This window comes from Rhodococcus pseudokoreensis (genome assembly GCF_017068395.1).
Lineage (GTDB): Bacteria > Actinomycetota > Actinomycetes > Mycobacteriales > Mycobacteriaceae > Rhodococcus_F > Rhodococcus_F pseudokoreensis.
Map to the genome: position 1 here is coordinate 548,155 of NZ_CP070619.1, position 16,756 is coordinate 564,910.

General features: G+C 67.6%; 18 protein-coding genes. 8 read left to right on the forward strand and 10 right to left on the reverse strand.

All coding sequences use genetic code 11. The features are described 5' to 3' along the window. Nucleotides 1–50: 50 nt before the first annotated feature. The 3 genes from JWS13_RS07920 to JWS13_RS07925 all read left to right on the forward strand — a co-directional run bounded on the left by JWS13_RS07920 (nt 51) and on the right by JWS13_RS07925 (nt 1,480). A complete protein-coding gene (locus tag JWS13_RS07920; RefSeq protein ID WP_206005198.1) occupies nt 51–464 on the forward strand; it encodes a (R)-mandelonitrile lyase in 414 nt (137 codons plus the stop codon). 66 nt (nt 465–530) lie between these two features. After that, on the forward strand, nt 531–653 hold the full coding sequence (locus JWS13_RS45965; RefSeq protein ID WP_259375212.1) for a hypothetical protein: 123 nt from the start codon (nt 531–533) through the stop codon (nt 651–653). Between the two features lie 89 nt (nt 654–742). After that, nucleotides 743–1,480 carry a class I SAM-dependent methyltransferase gene (locus JWS13_RS07925; RefSeq protein WP_206005199.1) on the forward strand — a complete coding sequence of 246 codons (738 nt, stop codon included), beginning with the start codon at nt 743–745 and terminating at the stop codon, nt 1,478–1,480. Here JWS13_RS07925 and JWS13_RS07930 read toward each other — a convergent pair. Further along, nucleotides 1,472–1,678: a hypothetical protein gene (locus JWS13_RS07930; protein ID WP_124392857.1), complete on the reverse strand. Its 207-nt coding sequence runs from the start codon at nt 1,676–1,678 to the stop codon at nt 1,472–1,474. The two genes, JWS13_RS07925 and JWS13_RS07930, sit on opposite strands and share 9 nt — an antisense overlap. An 84-nt stretch (nt 1,679–1,762) precedes the next feature. Then, nucleotides 1,763–3,976 (reverse strand): serine/threonine-protein kinase, encoded by a 2,214-nt coding sequence (locus JWS13_RS07935; protein ID WP_206005200.1) that lies wholly within the window; start codon nt 3,974–3,976, stop codon nt 1,763–1,765. A gap of 308 nt (nt 3,977–4,284) precedes the next feature. On the opposite strand from JWS13_RS07935, the gene JWS13_RS07940 reads away from it, so the two are divergent. Continuing rightward, entirely contained in the window at nt 4,285–5,640 is a 1,356-nt protein-coding gene (locus tag JWS13_RS07940) for an MCE family protein (protein ID WP_206005201.1), read from the forward strand. A gap of 32 nt (nt 5,641–5,672) precedes the next feature. Here JWS13_RS07940 and JWS13_RS07945 read toward each other — a convergent pair whose 3' ends face one another. From JWS13_RS07945 to JWS13_RS07955, 3 genes are all read right to left on the reverse strand, one after another. Beyond that, a complete protein-coding gene (locus JWS13_RS07945) occupies nt 5,673–6,296 on the reverse strand; it encodes a maleylpyruvate isomerase family mycothiol-dependent enzyme (protein ID WP_206005202.1) in 624 nt (207 codons plus the stop codon). Between the two features lie 116 nt (nt 6,297–6,412). Next, nucleotides 6,413–6,565: a hypothetical protein gene (locus tag JWS13_RS07950; RefSeq protein WP_206005203.1), complete on the reverse strand. Its 153-nt coding sequence runs from the start codon at nt 6,563–6,565 to the stop codon at nt 6,413–6,415. A 79-nt stretch (nt 6,566–6,644) separates the two neighbouring features. Next, nucleotides 6,645–7,865: an MFS transporter gene (locus JWS13_RS07955; RefSeq protein WP_241032134.1), complete on the reverse strand. Its 1,221-nt coding sequence runs from the start codon at nt 7,863–7,865 to the stop codon at nt 6,645–6,647. A 71-nt stretch (nt 7,866–7,936) separates the two neighbouring features. On the opposite strand from JWS13_RS07955, the gene JWS13_RS07960 reads away from it, so the two are divergent. Together JWS13_RS07960 and JWS13_RS07965 are read left to right on the forward strand one after the other, a co-directional pair. Further along, complete coding sequence (locus JWS13_RS07960) at nt 7,937–8,875, forward strand: LysR family transcriptional regulator (protein WP_206005205.1); 939 nt, start codon at nt 7,937–7,939, stop codon at nt 8,873–8,875. 39 nt (nt 8,876–8,914) lie between these two features. Continuing rightward, entirely contained in the window at nt 8,915–9,466 is a 552-nt protein-coding gene (locus JWS13_RS07965; RefSeq protein WP_241032135.1) for a 2-phosphosulfolactate phosphatase, read from the forward strand. An 11-nt stretch (nt 9,467–9,477) separates the two neighbouring features. On the opposite strand, the gene JWS13_RS07970 is transcribed toward JWS13_RS07965, so the two are convergent. Beyond that, entirely contained in the window at nt 9,478–10,443 is a 966-nt protein-coding gene (locus JWS13_RS07970; RefSeq protein ID WP_206005206.1) for an NAD(P)-dependent alcohol dehydrogenase, read from the reverse strand. 344 nt (nt 10,444–10,787) lie between these two features. Between JWS13_RS07970 and JWS13_RS07975 the strand changes: the two genes are divergently transcribed. Beyond that, nucleotides 10,788–11,240, forward strand: a complete 453-nt coding sequence (locus tag JWS13_RS07975; RefSeq protein WP_206005207.1) for a SixA phosphatase family protein — start codon at nt 10,788–10,790, stop codon at nt 11,238–11,240. A 22-nt stretch (nt 11,241–11,262) separates the two neighbouring features. On the opposite strand, the gene JWS13_RS07980 is transcribed toward JWS13_RS07975, so the two are convergent. The 3 genes from JWS13_RS07980 to JWS13_RS07990 form a co-directional block, all read right to left on the reverse strand. After that, nucleotides 11,263–12,516: an alpha/beta fold hydrolase gene (locus tag JWS13_RS07980; protein ID WP_241032136.1), complete on the reverse strand. Its 1,254-nt coding sequence runs from the start codon at nt 12,514–12,516 to the stop codon at nt 11,263–11,265. A gap of 144 nt (nt 12,517–12,660) precedes the next feature. Then, nucleotides 12,661–13,083 (reverse strand): hypothetical protein, encoded by a 423-nt coding sequence (locus tag JWS13_RS07985; RefSeq protein WP_241032137.1) that lies wholly within the window; start codon nt 13,081–13,083, stop codon nt 12,661–12,663. After that, nucleotides 13,080–13,520 (reverse strand): hypothetical protein, encoded by a 441-nt coding sequence (locus tag JWS13_RS07990; RefSeq protein WP_225927930.1) that lies wholly within the window; start codon nt 13,518–13,520, stop codon nt 13,080–13,082. Before JWS13_RS07990 ends, JWS13_RS07985 begins: the two co-directional genes overlap by 4 nt. 242 nt (nt 13,521–13,762) lie before the next feature. On the opposite strand from JWS13_RS07990, the gene JWS13_RS07995 reads away from it, so the two are divergent. Continuing rightward, entirely contained in the window at nt 13,763–14,200 is a 438-nt protein-coding gene (locus JWS13_RS07995; protein ID WP_206005209.1) for a phosphatase domain-containing protein, read from the forward strand. A gap of 82 nt (nt 14,201–14,282) precedes the next feature. Here JWS13_RS07995 and JWS13_RS08000 read toward each other — a convergent pair whose 3' ends face one another. Further along, on the reverse strand, nt 14,283–16,556 hold the full coding sequence (locus tag JWS13_RS08000) for a polyribonucleotide nucleotidyltransferase (protein WP_206005210.1): 2,274 nt from the start codon (nt 16,554–16,556) through the stop codon (nt 14,283–14,285). Nucleotides 16,557–16,756 lie beyond the last annotated feature (200 nt).

The following is a 16,756-nucleotide window of genomic DNA, read 5'->3' on the forward strand; positions in this document are numbered from 1 at the left end:
TCAGATCTCCGCGCACTTCGACCTCGCCGCCGACAACTGAGGAGAACCTCATGGAGTTCATCACCCCCGTCCCCACGGGCAAGGGGCCGGCCGGACAATTCACCGGCGACGTCTGGTACGACGTCATCTACGCAGGTAAGGAACCCTCGCGGGTACGGACGAACATGGTTCGATTCTCCCCCGGCGCCCGCACGTTCTGGCATCGCCACGTCCTCGGGCAAACCCTGCACGTCGTCTCCGGTGTCGCGCTGGTCGGCACCCGCGACGGTGTCGTCTTCGCAGCCCACCCGGGCGAGACCGTGACCTGTCCCGCCGGTGAGGAGCACTGGCACGGCGCCGCCGAAGAGCGGTTCATGGAACACCTTGCGATCTGGGAAGGCGACGGTTCCGGCGCGCCGGAGACGACCTGGCTCGAGGAAGTCACCGACGTGCAGTACCACGCACCGCGCACCCGCCGCTCCTGAACGATCCGAACACCACAAAAGGAGGTCGCCTGCGCGCTGCCGACAGGCCTGCTCGCCGAACACGTCGTGCTCGACCATGTCGTGGGGCAGACGTTCGCAGACTGCCTGCGGGCGACGAAAGAGGAGCGGGCTGCCGATCGGCTGCGTTCCGGTGAGGCGCTCGGAAAGATCGTGATCACCCTTCCCTGACACCCGTTGCGGCGGTGACGCCGCCAGTGACGAGTTCGGCGACGCCGCGCCTGGAACCGGCGGCGACTCCGATGCGACATGATCGGGTCGTGGCGATATTCAACGACTACGACAAGTACGCGTCGGCGTACGACGCCGACATCGAGGACAACGTATATAACGCGTTGTACGAGCGACCGGCGACGTTGGCGCTGGTCGGCGACGTCGCCGGCCGGAGGGTGCTGGATGCGGGCTGCGGCAGCGGTGTGCTGTCGCAGGCGCTCGCCGCCTCGGGCGCTGCGGTAACCGGCGTCGATCTCAGCACGAACCTGCTCGCGATCGCCCGGCACCGCCTGGGACCCGACGTCCCGTTGATCCAGGCAGATCTCGACCAGCAGTTGCCCATCCGGTCATCGACCTTCGACGTCGTGGTGGCGTCGCTGGTGATGCACTACCTCCACGACTGGTCGGGACCGTTGTCCGAGTTTCGACGGGTCCTCGCGCCGGGCGGGTGCGTCATCATCTCGACGCATCACCCGTTCGTGGACTTCAGGCCGTCCGGGCAGGGCGACTACCTCGGAACGTTCGAGTTCACCGAGGAATGGGTGAAGTCCGGTGAGAGGTTCCTCATGAGGTTCTGGCACCGGCCGTTGCACGCCATGTTCGACGCCTTCACCGCGGCGGGATTCACCGTCGAACGTGTCTCGGAGCCGCGCCCCGGTGCCGCCGTGCGCGATCGCTCTCCGGAACTGTTCGAGCAGCTCGGCCGTGAAGCCCCGTTCATCTTCTTCATTCTGCGCAGCGACGACCGCGATCCCTCGCCGGCCGGCGAGACGCCGTCACGGTAAATGCATCAGCTTTCCGGCGAGGGTGAAGAGTCGGCGGGCGAGCCTCATGACGGGCAGGCCCAGAGGGATCAGGAGGATCGTCACGCACAGTATCCCGCCGACGAGCCACACCACGGCCGCGACGATCCCGAGCACCGTGCCGAGCACGGCCGTGAGAATTCCCAGCACCACATCGAGCAGGCCCCGTATCAATCGCATGATGACCTCCTGGTTCCAGTCTGCGCGCATGCCCACCGGATCGCACCCGTCGAAAGTGGCCCGCATCAGAGATTCTCGGTTGCGTCAGACCACCCGCTCGAGTGCGCGGACGTCCGCGTCCAGTTTCCTGTACAGCCAGTACACGGCGACGAACGCGAGCCCGGAGGCCGCGCACAACCCCAGGACCGAATCGCGCACCAGTGGCAACTCCTCGGGTTCGAGGGTGCTGAATCCGGCCAGGACACCGACGAGCGGCACAGATGCCGTCACCGCCAGATACACCGTCGTCCTTCGGCGCAGCCCGCCGAGAACGTCGGCGTCGTGCGCCGTCGTGAGCCCGTGTCGCAGATAGATGGGATAGACGCAGCGCACGATGTAAAACGTCGACAGGAAGAATGTGTAGGCGACGGAGATCCCAGCCGCCACCAGAGTGGTCGTCACCGCATGGACCTGCAACCGAGCAGGGAGGTCGGTCAACCACCGCATCGCCCCCACCCCCCACACCGTTGCCAAGACCCAGGACAGCAACGTGTTCATCGCACACAGGTCGCCCCAGAACAGTGTTCGTGACCGAACCCGTGCGAGGACGGCCTCGTCGTAGCGTCTGCCGCTACGCAGGCCGCGGGGCACAGCGAGCAGATCGCGGGACATATAGGCATAGATGACGACGGCCAGCGGGAGGAAGCAGAGGATGAAAACGACGACGGCAGCGTAGAGCTGCGCATAGATGGCATCGGACAGCCGCTCGTTGAGCAGTTCCTGCAGGTGCACGGCGAAATAGATCGTCGCAAGGCCGACACCTACCCATGACGACGTCCACAGGATGGGGGTGGGCCACTGCGACAGTCGCGCCCGCCAACTGTTCGGCGGCGGATAGACCAGGTCCCGGGACCGCTTCTCGAGGCACAAGTCCAACTGCTGGGCCAATTCCGAACCGCTCGGATAGCGGTCTTCGCGGTCGGGCGACAGGCATTTCAGCAGTACCCGGCGCAGGGCCATCGGGCAATCCGGCGGAAGCTCCGACAGGAACTGCGCATCCACGGGCCTGCGCCGCAGTTCGAGCATGCGGGCCAGCGACGTCTCCGACTCACCGGCCGTGGTTTCGTCCGCGAACGGCCGACGTCCGGTGAGCAACTCCCACAGCATGACCGCGAGCGCGAAGATGTCGCTTCGGGTGTCGAGGTCGGCGGCGGTGGTCGGTGAGCCCGGGTGGCAGGCTTCGAGCTGTTCGGGTGACATGTAGGCCAGTGAGCCACCGAAATACGCCAGCGGACTGGTGCCCTTGATTCGTTGGCTGGAGCTGACGTTGAAGTCGGCCAGCTTCGGAATCCCCTCGGCGCTCAGCAGCACGTTCGCCGGTTTGATGTCTCGATGCAGCACCCCGCGTTCGGAGGCGTGCCGAAGCGCGTCGGCAAGCCGGCGGCCCAGCCAGGCCACCGTCTCCGGCCACGTCAGGGAGGCGATCCGTGTTCGAACAGCGGATTCGGTCGGCCGCACCTCGCCCTTGGCGGCAAGGACCCCGTCGACGGCGTCGAGCAGCAGTTGCCCACTCCGGTGTTCCGTCGGCGTCGAGCGCAGTAGATGTACCACATCGAGCAGCGTTCCCCCCGGCAGATACTGCATGTAGAGCAACTTCAACTCGCCCTCGGCAATCAGTCGCTGGTCGTAGATGCGCACGATGTAGTCGTGATCCAGCTGCGCGAGGGTCTGCGGCTCGATGCCGTGGTTGTGGGAAATCTTGACCGCGACGAGTCGCTGCATCGATTGTTGCCGCGCTAGATATACCTGGGCGAAGGCGCCGGACCCGATCCTCATCAACAGGTCGAAGTCGTCGACACGGTCGCCGACGTCGATGTTGCCGAGAACAACCTGTGCGCGCGGTCGAGCGATCATGGTGCTGCAGTAGTCATCCGTGAACTCTTCGGGTCCCCGGCCGCCCACCATGGTGGCAGCCTCGGCGGCCATGGTGGCCGCATCGGCTTCGGGCGTACTGCGACGCCGGGCGTGAAATTCCTCGTAGACCAACTCGGCGGGAAGCGGTCCGTCCTGCAGTTCCGCGAACTCCGCTCGGTACTCGGTCAGTCGTTTGGGAAAGTCGTAGCGAAGCCAGCGGTATTCGAGGTCGATCTTGATCAGTTCGATCAGTATCGAACGTCGCTCAGCGGGTTCGCGGGGTAGGAAGGCGGACAGGTCAGGCGGGCACCCGGACCCCCACGCGTCCGAAAACCGTGCCACGACGGTAGCAAGCGCTGTGCGGGTTCGTTCTGCTGATTCGACCAGGTCGGTCGGCTCGTACATCGGTAACTCGGAGTGCAGCCCCGTGCGATCACACGGCGGCTACGCGCGGTACGGCGACGGGTCGTTGTTGCCCCACATTGTGTCCTTCCGCCGAATTTCCCCCTCAAGCGTATCGCTCCGATACGGGCGCACGGGCGCCGAAACGGCGGGGACCGCACCGCCGAAGCCGAGAGTGGCCGAGAATTTGTCGGCACCTGGGCCGATGCGGCACCACATCCACCCTGTGCGAGGCACGATGGACCGGGAGGTTGGCGCATATCGACGCGGTCTCGGCGGCCACCACCGACGGCGATCGTGAGGGTGGTCGAATGAACGACACGGCATCCGTCGTAAGCCGACGGGTACTGGGGTTGGTGTTCTTCCTCGTCCTCGCGCTGTTCCTGGCAGTCTCGTTCGCAATCTTCGACAAGACCTTCACCAAGGTCGTGGAGATCGACCTCGTCACCGACAGCGCCGGAAACGCATTGGCACCCGACGCGGATGTAAAGCTCCGTGGCCTCATCGTCGGCGAGGTGCGCTCGGCGTCCTCCCAGGAGGGCGAGGTCACGCTCGCTCTCGCGATCCAGCCGGACAAGGCACCGCTGATCCCGTCCAACGCGACGGCGCGGCTGCTGCCCAAGACGCTGTTCGGCGAACGCTATGTCTCGCTGATCGTCCCGGAGGGCGACACGGCCCCGCCGATCCAGGCCGGCGACACGCTGCGCCAGGACAAGAGCGACAACACCGTCGAGGTCGGCGAGGTGCTGGACGGCCTGCTGCCGCTCCTGCAGGCGATTCCGCCGCAGGACCTGGCGAACACGCTCGGGGCGCTGTCCCAAGGTCTGAGCGGACGCGGCGCCGAACTCGGGCTGACACTCGACCGTCTCGAAAAGATCTTCGGCGCGCTGAACACCGAACTTCCCGCCATCCAGGAGGATCTGCGCGGCCTGGCGGACTTCTCGCAGACGTATTCCGAGGCGGCGCCCGATCTGGTCAACGCCCTCGACAACCTGCGGACCACCGGAAACACCGTGGTGGAGAAGCAGAATGAGATCGCCACGCTGCTCGCGACAGTCACCGGGACAAGTGCGTCCACCGCGGACCTTCTGCAGGCGAATTCCCGGAGCATCGTGACGATCGCCTCCGACTCGCGTGAGGCGCTGCAGCTCCTCGGCCGCTACTCACCGAGCTTCGGCTGCACCCTGGCGGCCTTCGTGCGGGCGGCGCCGATCGCCCTCGAGTTGCTCGCGCTCGACGATCCTCATCCCGGCGGGCGAGGCACCGTGCAGTTCGTCAACCCGAAGGGCCGCTACCTACCCAACCAGGACGAGCCGCGCCTGCTCGACAACCGCGGACCGGCTTGCTACGACAACGTCACCGCACCCGGCGGGAGGTTTCCGCAATACCCGGGCGGATCGTTCAACGACGGCTCCTACCAGGTGCCCACGCGGAATCCTGGACCGTCGGCCATCGAGTACTTCCCTGCGCCCGCCGGCGTCCCCGATCAGGTTCCCGGGTACGGAGCCCAGGTCACCCCCGCAAGTTACCCGGGTTCGAAGATGGAACAGGACACCCTGGATGTCGTCTACGGCGAGGCCGGCGGCATGGCACCGGAGGACGTGCCGAGCTGGACGACACACATCGGCGCGCCGACCCTGAGGGGCGCCGAGGTGACCTTCGAATGACGACGCGGCTCTCGAACCCCTGCGGGACGATCTCAGAGCGCCGCCGCCAGCGTGCCGACTCCCGGTCCGTCGAGGTCGTCCAGCGCCACCTTCCGGCCGGATACGGCCAGAAGGAGGGACAGGGCACTGCCGCTCACGTGCGGACCGTCGCCGATCGATACGTCGGCGTCCGCGGCCGTCAGCCGGACACGAGCGACAAGTTCCTTGGCGCCGCCGAAGGACGCCGGGGTGCGCGTCTGCAGGCGGAGTGATCTGACGACTGCCTCCGCCGGGTAGGAGCGGGTGAGGCCCAGCGGTCGACGAATGTCCTCACCGTGCACGACCTCCTCGACGAGCCGGCTGTCGAGGGGCGCCGGGGGTGTCGACGTGCGCGACGCCACCCGGCGAAGCCGCTCCAGCGTCTCCTGCGGCGAGGCACCGCGTTCGCGTTCCACGCCGCGAGCGTTCTGGCGGTCGAAGTCGAACCGCGCCCGGGCGAGGCCGACCACGAACCCGAGGCGCGTCGTTCGAGCCGTGTCGACCAGGTGAGCGACCACGTCGTGGACGGTCCACTCGCCGCAGAGCGACGGCTCGTCCCACCGCTCGGCGTCGAGGTTCACGAGGTCGTCGATCAGCGCGGCACGCTCCGCATGCACCATCGACCAGACATCTTCCACGGCTCTCTCCTTCGGTCCGACGCACCGTCTGCCGGGTAGGACTCCCCGACCCGCGGAAAATCATCGGTCACCCGGTCGCGGGTTCGACGTCCGGCAACCCGGGTTCGAGTGTCCGGTCAGGACCGGCGATCGTCGCAGACTTCGGCTCGCCCGTCGAATGTGCACGCGCACACAGAGTTCGGCTCCGATCCCCCGAACAGAGCGACGGCCAATCCCAGGACACCGATGCCGCCGGACAGCACGGCACCGAGCAGGAATACGTCAGGCATCAAGCGACCTCCCCCTTGTCTCGTCCCCCATTACAACAGGTCTGCCCTCGGCCAGTAGCCCCGGGCCCACCCGAGAGATTCAGCGCGGCGGGCTCGACTTCGGGAGGAGCGAGAGGACGAGGGCCAGCGCCGTCAGGGCGAGGACGAGCACGGCCACGCCGGCCCAGTGTCCGCTCGCCCAGGCGATACCGCCGACCCAGCCGAAGAGGCTGGATCCGGCGTAATAGGAGACGTTGTACAGCGCCGTTGCCTGCGCCCTGCCCGTTGTCGCGTGCGCGCCGACCATGCCGGACGCGACGGCGTGGCCGACGAACAGTCCGGCGGTCACCGCGGCCAGACCGAGGAGGATCGTGATCAGCGATCCGTCGAGGCTCAGGACCGTCCCGCCTGCCATGAACGTGCAGGCCAGCACGAGCACCGTTCGGTGGCCGAGCCGTCCCACCATCCAGCCCGCGGCGCGGGAGCCCGCGGTGCCCGCCAGGTACGCAAGGAAGATCAGCGACACCACCGTCGGCGCCAGATGGTAGGGGGCTGCCTCGAGGCGGAAGGGAAGGTAGTTGAAGACCGCCACCATGCCGCCGACGAGCAGCGCACCGATGCCGAACAGTGCCAGCATCCGGACATCCCGCAGGTGAACCGCGAGACTGCCGCTGGACGGGACGGCGGAGCGCCGCCCCTGCCCGGCGGGTAACAGCACGATCAGGACGGCCATCAGAATCGCCACGCCCACTCCGAGAATCGCCAGCGCGGGACGCCACCCGAGATGATCCGCCACCGGGACGACCAGAAGCCGACCACTCAGCCCACCCAGAGATGTTGCGGCAACGTAGGAACCGGCCAGCACCGCCGTCCGTGCCGGAGCCGCGACCTCGTGGAGCAGCGTCATCGCCAACGCGGGTAGTCCACCGAGCGCCACGCCCTGCACGAAGCGTCCCGCCACCAGGGCCTCGAACGTGGGAAGCCAGGGAACGGCCACGGCGAGCAGCCCGGCAGTTGCCGCCGCATATCGCATCGCGGTGGGACGCCCGACTCGATCCGAGAACCGGGCCCACGGCAGCACCGACAACGCCAGCCCGAGGGTGGCCGCCGAGACCAGAAGCGAAGCCTGTGCGGCACTGACGGAGGCGTCGTGCCCGATCTGCGTAAGGAGGCCCTGCGGCGCATACATCAACGCGAAGGTCGCCAGGCCCGCACACCACAGGGCCGCCGAGAGTCGCCGGTCCCGATTCGACTCCGTCGGCACCTCTCGAGAGGCCACCGGCTCGCGGGTGCCCTTCTCGGTGAAATGCGTGGCGGACATGCCCTCGACGGTAAAGCGACGCGACCGATGAATCCAATGCATGTTGGGCGCAGAACTCATACAGTTGGGTCATGAATAGCGAGGCGGTCAAGGCCCTGCTGCCACACCTTCCCGTCCTCGTCGCCCTCGGCGAGGTCGAACACGTGACCGTTGCCGCCGCGATGCTCGGTATGCCTCAGCCCACGGTCAGCCGGATAGTCCGCCGGCTGGAGAAGCAACTCGGCACACCACTCCTGGAACCGGACGGGCGTGGCGTCCGGTTGACGGATGCAGGCCGGACACTGGTGCCGTACGCGCAACGCGCACTCGAGGCGGTGGTGGACGGCCTCGACGCCGTCCAGTCGCAGGACCGAAGGACGCGGGCAACCGTCCGCATCGCGTTTCAGACGTCGCTCGGCGAGCACCTCGTGCCCGAGTTGATTCGGATCGTCCGCGCGGAGGATCCGGCGATCCGTTTCGTCCTCAGCCAGGGCGCGCGCCGCACGTGCCTGAACACCCTCGTCGACGGGGAAGCGGACATCGCCCTCGTCTCTCGCCTCAACCCACCGCCGGACGGACTGACGGTCACGCCGCTGTTCGAACAGCCACTCGTCGTCCTGGTGCCCTCCGACCACCCGCGGGCCGCCTCGACATCGACGACGATCCGCGACCTCGCATCCGAGCCGATCGTCACGCTCAAGCCGGGCTACGGCCTCCGCGGGTCCGTCGACGACCTGTTCGCACGGGCCGGCGCCCTCCCCACGATCGCGTTCGAAGGCGAGGACCTGCGGACCGTGTCGGGCCTGGTGGCATCCGGCTTGGGCGTCGGCATCATGCCGGCCGCCGACACTCCCCCACCCGGCTGCGCGCAGATACGCCTCGACGATCCCCGGGCGACCCGGGACATCGGTGCCGCGCTGCTGCCCGGCGCCCCACGCGACGCGGTCACCACGGTGCTCACCGCTCTCGTCGCGCTCACCGCGAGGGACAACCGTCACGACGAGCAACCGAACCCGAGGAAGTCGACGTGAATCGCGAACACTTCAACTGGACTACGGACTGCGGTTCGATTGGGCCTCGCCGTCGGGCGCAGCCGAGCGACGAACGGCCAGATCAGCTTGTCGCCGAACACGATTCGACGCACCACCGCGCCGCGCCGGCTGGTCTTCCCGTCGCCGAACGGATCGAGCATCTGCTTCGAGCTCGGCGCCGAAGCCGGGGTGTGCGTCGGCGCCTCCCTACGGAATGCGACCGCGGTCGCCGGCTGGATCGCCCGGCACTACCCGCCGACGACGGTGGTGGCGGTGATCGCCGCCGGTGAGAAGTGGCCGGGCGGCGAACTCCGGCCCGCGATCGAAGACCTGTGGGGTGCGGGCGCCGTGATGTCCGCACTGACCGCGGCCGGCTGGGACGCCGAAGCGTCGCCGGAAGCACGGATGGCCATCGCCGCCTGTCGCGCCGTCGCGGACACCCTCCCGCAGTCTCTCGCGGCATGTGCGTCGGGACGAGAATTGCGCGCAGCGGGATACCCGGAGGACGTCGCCATCGCCGCCGAAGTCGACCGGAGCACCGCCGTACCGGTCCTCGAGGATCGGGTCTTCCGAGGACGCAAGGCCGGTTGACCGCCGGATGGTCAACCGCTGACGGTGACCGTCACGTTGCCGACCTTGTGGCCGAGGTCGACGTATCGGTGTGCGTCGACGATCCGATCCATCGGGAAATTGCGGTCGACGACGACGCGAAACCCATCGGACTCGATCAGTTCCTTCACATAGGCAAGTGCGCTCTTCTTCTCGACGGACATCCCCGGTCGAACGGTCCTTCCGCCGCGCAGCGCAGTCCACGCACCGAGCGGCCAGTTGATCAGACCGGTTGTGGGGAGGTAACAGCCGTGCGGCGTGAGTGCCCGTCGGCATCGCGCGAACGAAGTCGGGCTGACGGTGTCGAAGATGACGTCGTAGGCCGCCTCGTGGGAGGTGAAGTCTTCCGTGTGGTAGTCGACGACGTGGTCGGCGCCCAGGTCGGTGACCAGATCGGCGTTACGGGACCCGCACACCGCGGTGACTTCGGCGCCGAGGTGTTTGGCGAGTTGCACCGCGGCGGTTCCGATGCTCCCGGAGGCGCCGTTGACCAAGACGTGCCGGCCGCTGCGGACGTGTGCCTTGTCTCGAAGGAAGTACAGTGCCGTCGAGGGTCCGTCGACCGCGGCGGCCGCCTCCTCGAAGCCGATGCCGACGGGCTTCCGTTCGAGCGATCCGGACTCGGGCAAGCAGACGTGTTCGGCGCACGCACCCAGATGGAATCCGGCGAATCCGAAAACCTGGTCGCCGGCAGCGAATCGGCGCACGTCCGCGCCCGCAGCGTCGATCTCTCCGGCAAATTCGAGCCCGAGAATCCGCCGATTCCTCCGCGGCCGAGTGACGCCGAGGACGACACGCCCCCAACGGGGCAACCCCCGGCGCATCAGGGTCTCCGCCCTCGTCACCGTCGTCGCGTGCACACGCACCAACACCTCGTCCGGCTTCGGTGTGGGTCGCGCAACCTCGCGGACGCTGAGGACTTCCGGCGGTCCGTATTCGGAGTACATGACTGCCTTCACCGGCAAATCCTCCTCCCGAAAGCTCGTCCGAGATCGACGCCGCGGTTGATCCCATCATCGCCCAACCTGACGCCGAGCGGACGCGCCGCTGGGCGATGACGCGGCGTTGCCGATCGCGTGGGATGTTCGACGACCGCTGCGGGATCGAGCGCAGGAGAAATGCGACGACCCTCGCGAATCTCGAAGATCCTGATCGACGGACGCGAGCTGATCGCCGGCCGCGGGACCGTCGTTCTCATCCGCGAAGCCATAGGATATTGAGAGCACGTCAAGAGCGTCACACCTCGGTGTCCCGGCGCCTATGCTGACCCGCACACGCACGCTCTCGTCGAGGGAGGCCCGGGATGTTCATCCTGCTCCGGCACGCCCATGCGATAGGAAAGCAAGACTGGAGCGGGTCCGACGCCGACCGGCCTCTCAGCGCGCTCGGACGTGACCAGGCCACCGGCCTCGTCGCCACGCTCACCGGAGTCGAGTTGCGTGTCCTGTACTGCAGCCCGACCACCCGCTGCCTCGACACCCTCGCACCCTTGGCCGCCGGCTACGGCTTGCCCATCCACGAGCATCCGCTGCTCGGCCCGGATGCGGTTCCCGACGAACTGTGCGCCGCGCTGGACACGATCGACCTCGACGGCACCCTGTGGTGCACCCACGGGGAAGTCCTCACCGGGCTGGCCGCATGCACCCGCGCTGATGGAACACGCATGTACCCCATCGGGCAGACGGCCAAGGGCGGAGCCTGGCTGCTGAATTCACATGCCCCACTGCGCTATATCGACCCCGTCCCACCGCAGTAGAGCCATGCTGTGGTTTCGGCGCTCAAGCGATGCGCGCGGGGTTCGAGCGGGTCGACTCACGTGCTGTGGTGGCGAGCTGCTCGCGGATCAGGCGGAGCGTGATTTCGGGCTGCTCGAACTGGGGTACGTGCCCGCAGGTTTGCAGCGTCACCGACCTGGCGGCGGGAACGGCGCTCGTGACATGGCGGGCGAATCGGGCCGGAACGAGTGTGTCGCGGTCGCCCCACAGGAACAGCGCGGGCACCTCGAGGCCCGCGATCCGGTCCCAGAGGCCTGTCTCCCCGAACGGTTCGTCGAGATACAGGCCGAGCAGCGCCGACCACAGCGCCCGGCGGCGCGAGGCATGCCGCAACGACAGCTCCCATTCGTCGGCTGCGGCCTCGTACCAGTGCCGCGGCACCACGCCCGGATCCGCCAGCAGAGCCCGTAGCCCGGCACGGGCCCCCGCGTGGAGCAGTCGCGGCGGCACGGCGAGGGGAAGTCGCGCCACATCCAGCGGAAGCACCCGGGCCAGTGAGGTCAGTCGGCGCCGTCGACGGAAGGCCATCGCGGGGCACACCAGCACCAACCCGGTCACAGCGTCCGGGTCGCGCAGCGCGAGTTCGAGAGCGACGCGGCCGCCGAGAGAATGTCCGACCAGAGCGGCACCGCGGGCGTCGATCGCATCGAGGAAGGCCCGTAACCAGCGATGCAACTGTTCGGGGGTGTAACGCCAGGCCGGGGCCGCCGAGGATCCGAACCCGGGAAGATCGGGGCAGATCACCCGATGGTCGGATGCCAGGTCGGCCAGCACCGGCAGCATGGAGGAGTTGTTGGCGCCGAGACCGTGCAGCAGCACCACCGGCCGTTTGTCCGGGTCACCCGCCTCGAGATATGCCGTGCGCACCCCGTAGGCGCTGGTCTCGCGGGCACGTGCCCGGGTCGGCAACTCGACGTCGGGCGCGAAGGTACCGCCGATCGCGAGGACCGTCGTCATGCTCCCGCGGATCTCGAGTGCTCCGGACAGGAAAGCGTCGGCCACGCTGATGCGGCCGGCGAGCAGGTCGCCGAGAGTGGCCGCGTCGGTGCGGACGGTGCTCGTCGGGTGCGCAACCCCGCCGCGGCGGTACGTGACGGTGCCTTCGTCGACGCGGACGGTCCATGTGCCGTGGTCGGTGATGTCGAGGTTCATCGTGACCCGCCGGTGGCCGAGCGCGCTGCGGGTGACATCGCGTGGCAGATACTGGGCGAGACAAATTTCCGGATCACAGCTCACGGGTGAGCGTGCCATGGTCATGACCACTCCTTACCGCTCCGATACCCACCGGTCCAGGTCGGATCGCTGAGGAGGCACTCCCTCGTGAGGAGTGCATCGGTGCGTTGCTCCTCGGGAACGAGGTGTGCCCGTTCCCTTCTGGTTTCAACACCGACGAGGCACCGGCTAATCCGCGTGGTCCCGTATTTCGGTTCCGGGGCCTGCCGGCTCGGCCTGCGGCCTCCTCGACAGGCGTACGACCGAGAACACCACTGCCACGACCACCAGATACGCGGCCCAGAGCAGCAGGAACGGACGCAGCCATCCCTCGTCGATCGTCTGCCCCCGATCGCCGACGCAGTACAACGCAAAGTTGGTGGAAGTCCCATCGCCATCGGTATAGGTATCCGATACGACGATCGCCTCGTCCGTCGGCTGTGCACAGAACGCCGGGGCAAGGTAGACCGCCTGGCCCGGCCAGATCACCGACGCAATCATTGCGAACATGCCGACGGCCGCCACGGCGCCGATCACCCACCACAATGCAGGCATCACCCCGCGTCGCCGCCGCGGTGCGGGCTCCACACCCAACTCCACCGGTCCGGTCACAGCTGCTGCACCCCGATCACCGTTCCCTCGGCATCGAACACGACCAGTGCCCGTGACCGCGGTGACTCGACCATCACCGTCGGCCACAGCCTCTCGGTCCTGTTCACCGAAATACCGGCCACTTCTCCCCCGTCGAATCCGGTGTGCGCGAGGGCATCATCCACGAGTGCCTCGACACGACCCAGCGCCGGCACGTCGCCGAGCCGGAACGCCCGCGCATCGAGATCCTCCAGTGCGGAGACCATCACCGGACTGGCTTCGCTCAACCACTCGCCGTCAAAGGTGTACCTGTCGAGCTGATCCGGCTTCGCCGGGTTACGGACCGTCACATCCAGCGTCTCCACCGGCGCGACATCGACACTCGTCACCTGCAGGTCTGCAACGCCGTACCGGGCGGCAAGCTCCGCCAACCCGTCACGGACGAGTGCGCTCGTCATGCCCCCGCCCCGTGACTGCATCGCAGCGTCGAAATCCGCTCGATCAACAGCCCCGACACAACCCGTGGCACCCAAGGCCATGCACAGAGCCATCAACGACAACCCTGACCAACGCAACGGTGACGCCACCGACTTCATCGCGTGAGAGTATCCGACACTGCCGGTCAGGCGGGAGTCAGTCCGTGGAACGCATTCTCTTGGGCGAGAACAGCATCACCGGAACTCCGCATAGAGTGACGAGCATGATCGACACCTGGGACGCCGACGCTCCCGGAATACTCCGCCTGCCGTCCGGGCGCCTCGTCCGCGGCCGGGGGCTGCGACGACCGCTCCCCGACGGTCCCCTGCCCGATTTCGCCGTGTACCTGCTGGGCCGCACACCGCCTCCGGTGCAATGGGACTCACGGTGGGTCCGGTGGCCCGATTTCGCGCTGCCCCGGGACCGCCGCGACACTGTGGATGCACTGGGCGAGGTGTGGCGCCGCGCCGCGTCGGAGCGCGTGGAGGTGGCGTGCGGGGGCGGCCGCGGCCGGACGGGCACCGCGCTCGCCTGCATCGCCGTCCTCGATGGGGTGCCTGCGCGGGACGCCGTCGCGTTCGTCCGGCAGCACTATCATCGGCACGCGGTCGAGACGCCCTGGCAGCGGCGGTATGTCGGACGGTTCACCACCGCATCCTGACACCGCCCACCCGTACGACACGAGAACGCCGACGGCCCCGCACGAGATTCGTGCGGGGCCGCCGGCCGGAGACCGGAGAAGATTACTTCTCGGCAGCCGCCTCTTCGCTCTGCTCGGCCGGAGCCGCAGCACCGTCTTCCTCGACGGGGATCAGCGAGATCTTGCCGCGGTTGTCGATGTCGGCGATCTCGACACGCAACTTCGAGCCGACGCTCACGACGTCCTCGACCTTGGCGATGCGCTTGCCGCTGCCCAGCTTCGAGATGTGCACCAGCCCGTCGCGGCCGGGGAGGAGCGACACGAACGCACCGAAGGCGGTGGTCTTGACGACCGTACCCAGGAAGCGCTCGCCGACCTTCGGCAGCTGCGGGTTGGCGATGGCGTTGATCATGTCGATCGCGGCCTGCGCGGACGGGCCGTCCGTCGCACCGACGAACACGGTGCCGTCATCTTCGATGGAGATGTTGGCGCCGGTCTGCTCGGTGATGGAGTTGATCATCTTGCCCTTGGGGCCGATGACCTCACCGATCTTGTCGACGGGGACCTTGATGGCCGTGACGCGCGGGGCGAACGGGCTCATCTCGTCGGGGGTGTCGATGGCCTCGGCCATGACCTCGAGGATCGTCGCCCGCGCGTCCTTGGCCTGCGACAGCGCGCCGGCGAGGACCTTGGACGGGATGCCGTCGAGCTTCGTGTCGAGCTGCAGAGCCGTGACGAAGTCCTTCGTGCCCGCGACCTTGAAGTCCATGTCGCCGAACGCGTCCTCCGCACCGAGGATGTCGGTGAGCGCGACGTACCGGGTCTCACCGTCGACCTGGTCGGAGACGAGGCCCATGGCGATACCGGCGACCGGAGCCTTCAACGGCACACCGGCGTTGAGCAGTGCGAGCGTCGACGCGCACACCGAGCCCATCGAGGTGGAGCCGTTGGAGCTGAGGGCCTCCGAGACCTGACGGATGGCGTACGGGAACTCCTCGACGCTGGGCAGCACGGGCATGAGTGCCCGCTCCGCCAGCGCGCCGTGACCGATCTCGCGGCGCTTCGGCGAACCGACGCGTCCCGTCTCACCGGTGGAGTACGGCGGGAAGTTGTAGTGGTGCATGTACCGCTTGGACGTCTCGGGTCCGAGCGAATCGACCTGCTGCGCCATCTTCACCATGTCGAGGGTGGTAACACCAAGGATCTGGGTCTCGCCGCGCTCGAACAGAGCGGAGCCGTGTGCACGCGGAACGATGGCGACCTCGGCCGACAGCGAACGGATGTCCGTGATGCCGCGGCCGTCGATGCGGAACTGGTCGCGCAGGATGCGCTGACGGACCAGCTTCTTCGTCAGCGAGCGGAATGCCGCGCCGAGTTCCTTCTCGCGTCCCTCGAAGTTCGGGGCGACCTGCTCGAGGACCTCGACCTTGACCTCGTCGGTCTTGTCGTCGCGCTCCTGCTTGCCCGCGATGGTCAGTGCCGCGCTGAGCTTCTCCGCTGCGGCGGCCTCGACGGCGGCGAACACGTCGTCCTGGTACGCCGGGAAGACGGGGAAGTCACCGGTGGGCTTGGACGCCTTCTCCGCGAGCTGCTGCTGCGCGGTGCACAGGCGAGCGATGAACGGCTTCGCGGCCTCGAGGCCCTCGGCGACGATCGTCTCGGTGGGAGCCTGTGCACCGCCGTCGATCAGGGAGATCACGTTGTCGGTGGCCTCGGCCTCGACCATCATGATCGCGACGTCGGCGTCGTCACCGCTGCCGGAGACGATGCGGCCGGCGACGACCATGTCGAAGACGGCGTTCTCGAGCTGGTCGACGGTGGGGAAGGCAACCCACTGGCCGGCCTTGTTCCCGTCCGACGTGATGAGTGCGACGCGTACGCCACCGACGGGGCCGGAGAACGGCAGTCCGGCGATCTGGGTGGAGGCGGACGCCGCGTTGATCGCGACTACGTCGTACAGGTCCTGCGGGTTCAGGCTCATCACCGTGACGACGACCTGGATCTCGTTGCGCAGACCGTCGACGAACGACGGGCGCAGCGGCCGGTCGATCAGGCGGCAGGTCAGGATCGCGTCCGTGGAGGGGCGGCCCTCACGACGGAAGAACGAGCCGGGGATGCGGCCCGCGGCGTACATGCGCTCCTCGACGTCCACCGTCAGCGGGAAGAAGTCGAAGTGCTCCTTGGGGTGCTTGCTGGCGCTCGTCGCGGACAGCAGCATCGTCTCGTCGTCCAGGTAGGCGACGACGGCGCCGGCGGCCTGCTGCGCGAGGCGACCGGTCTCGAAACGAATGGTGCGGGTTCCGAAGGACCCGTTGTCGATCACGGCGGTGGATTCGAACACGCCCTCATCGACCTCTACTGCGGAATTCTCTGTCATCTCTTCTTTTCACTTCCCTCTCGTCTTCGCCGTACCCGCGGGGGCGTTCTCACCCTCCTGGCGAGAACTGCGCACCTGAGGGACATCCCCCTCTCGAGTTCTCGGGATGTCACTGTGCGGAGGCGGTCGTCGATCGAAGTCCGCCGGACCGTGTCCGGAAGACCACTACCGAAGACCGACACCACATTCTCGGGTGCATA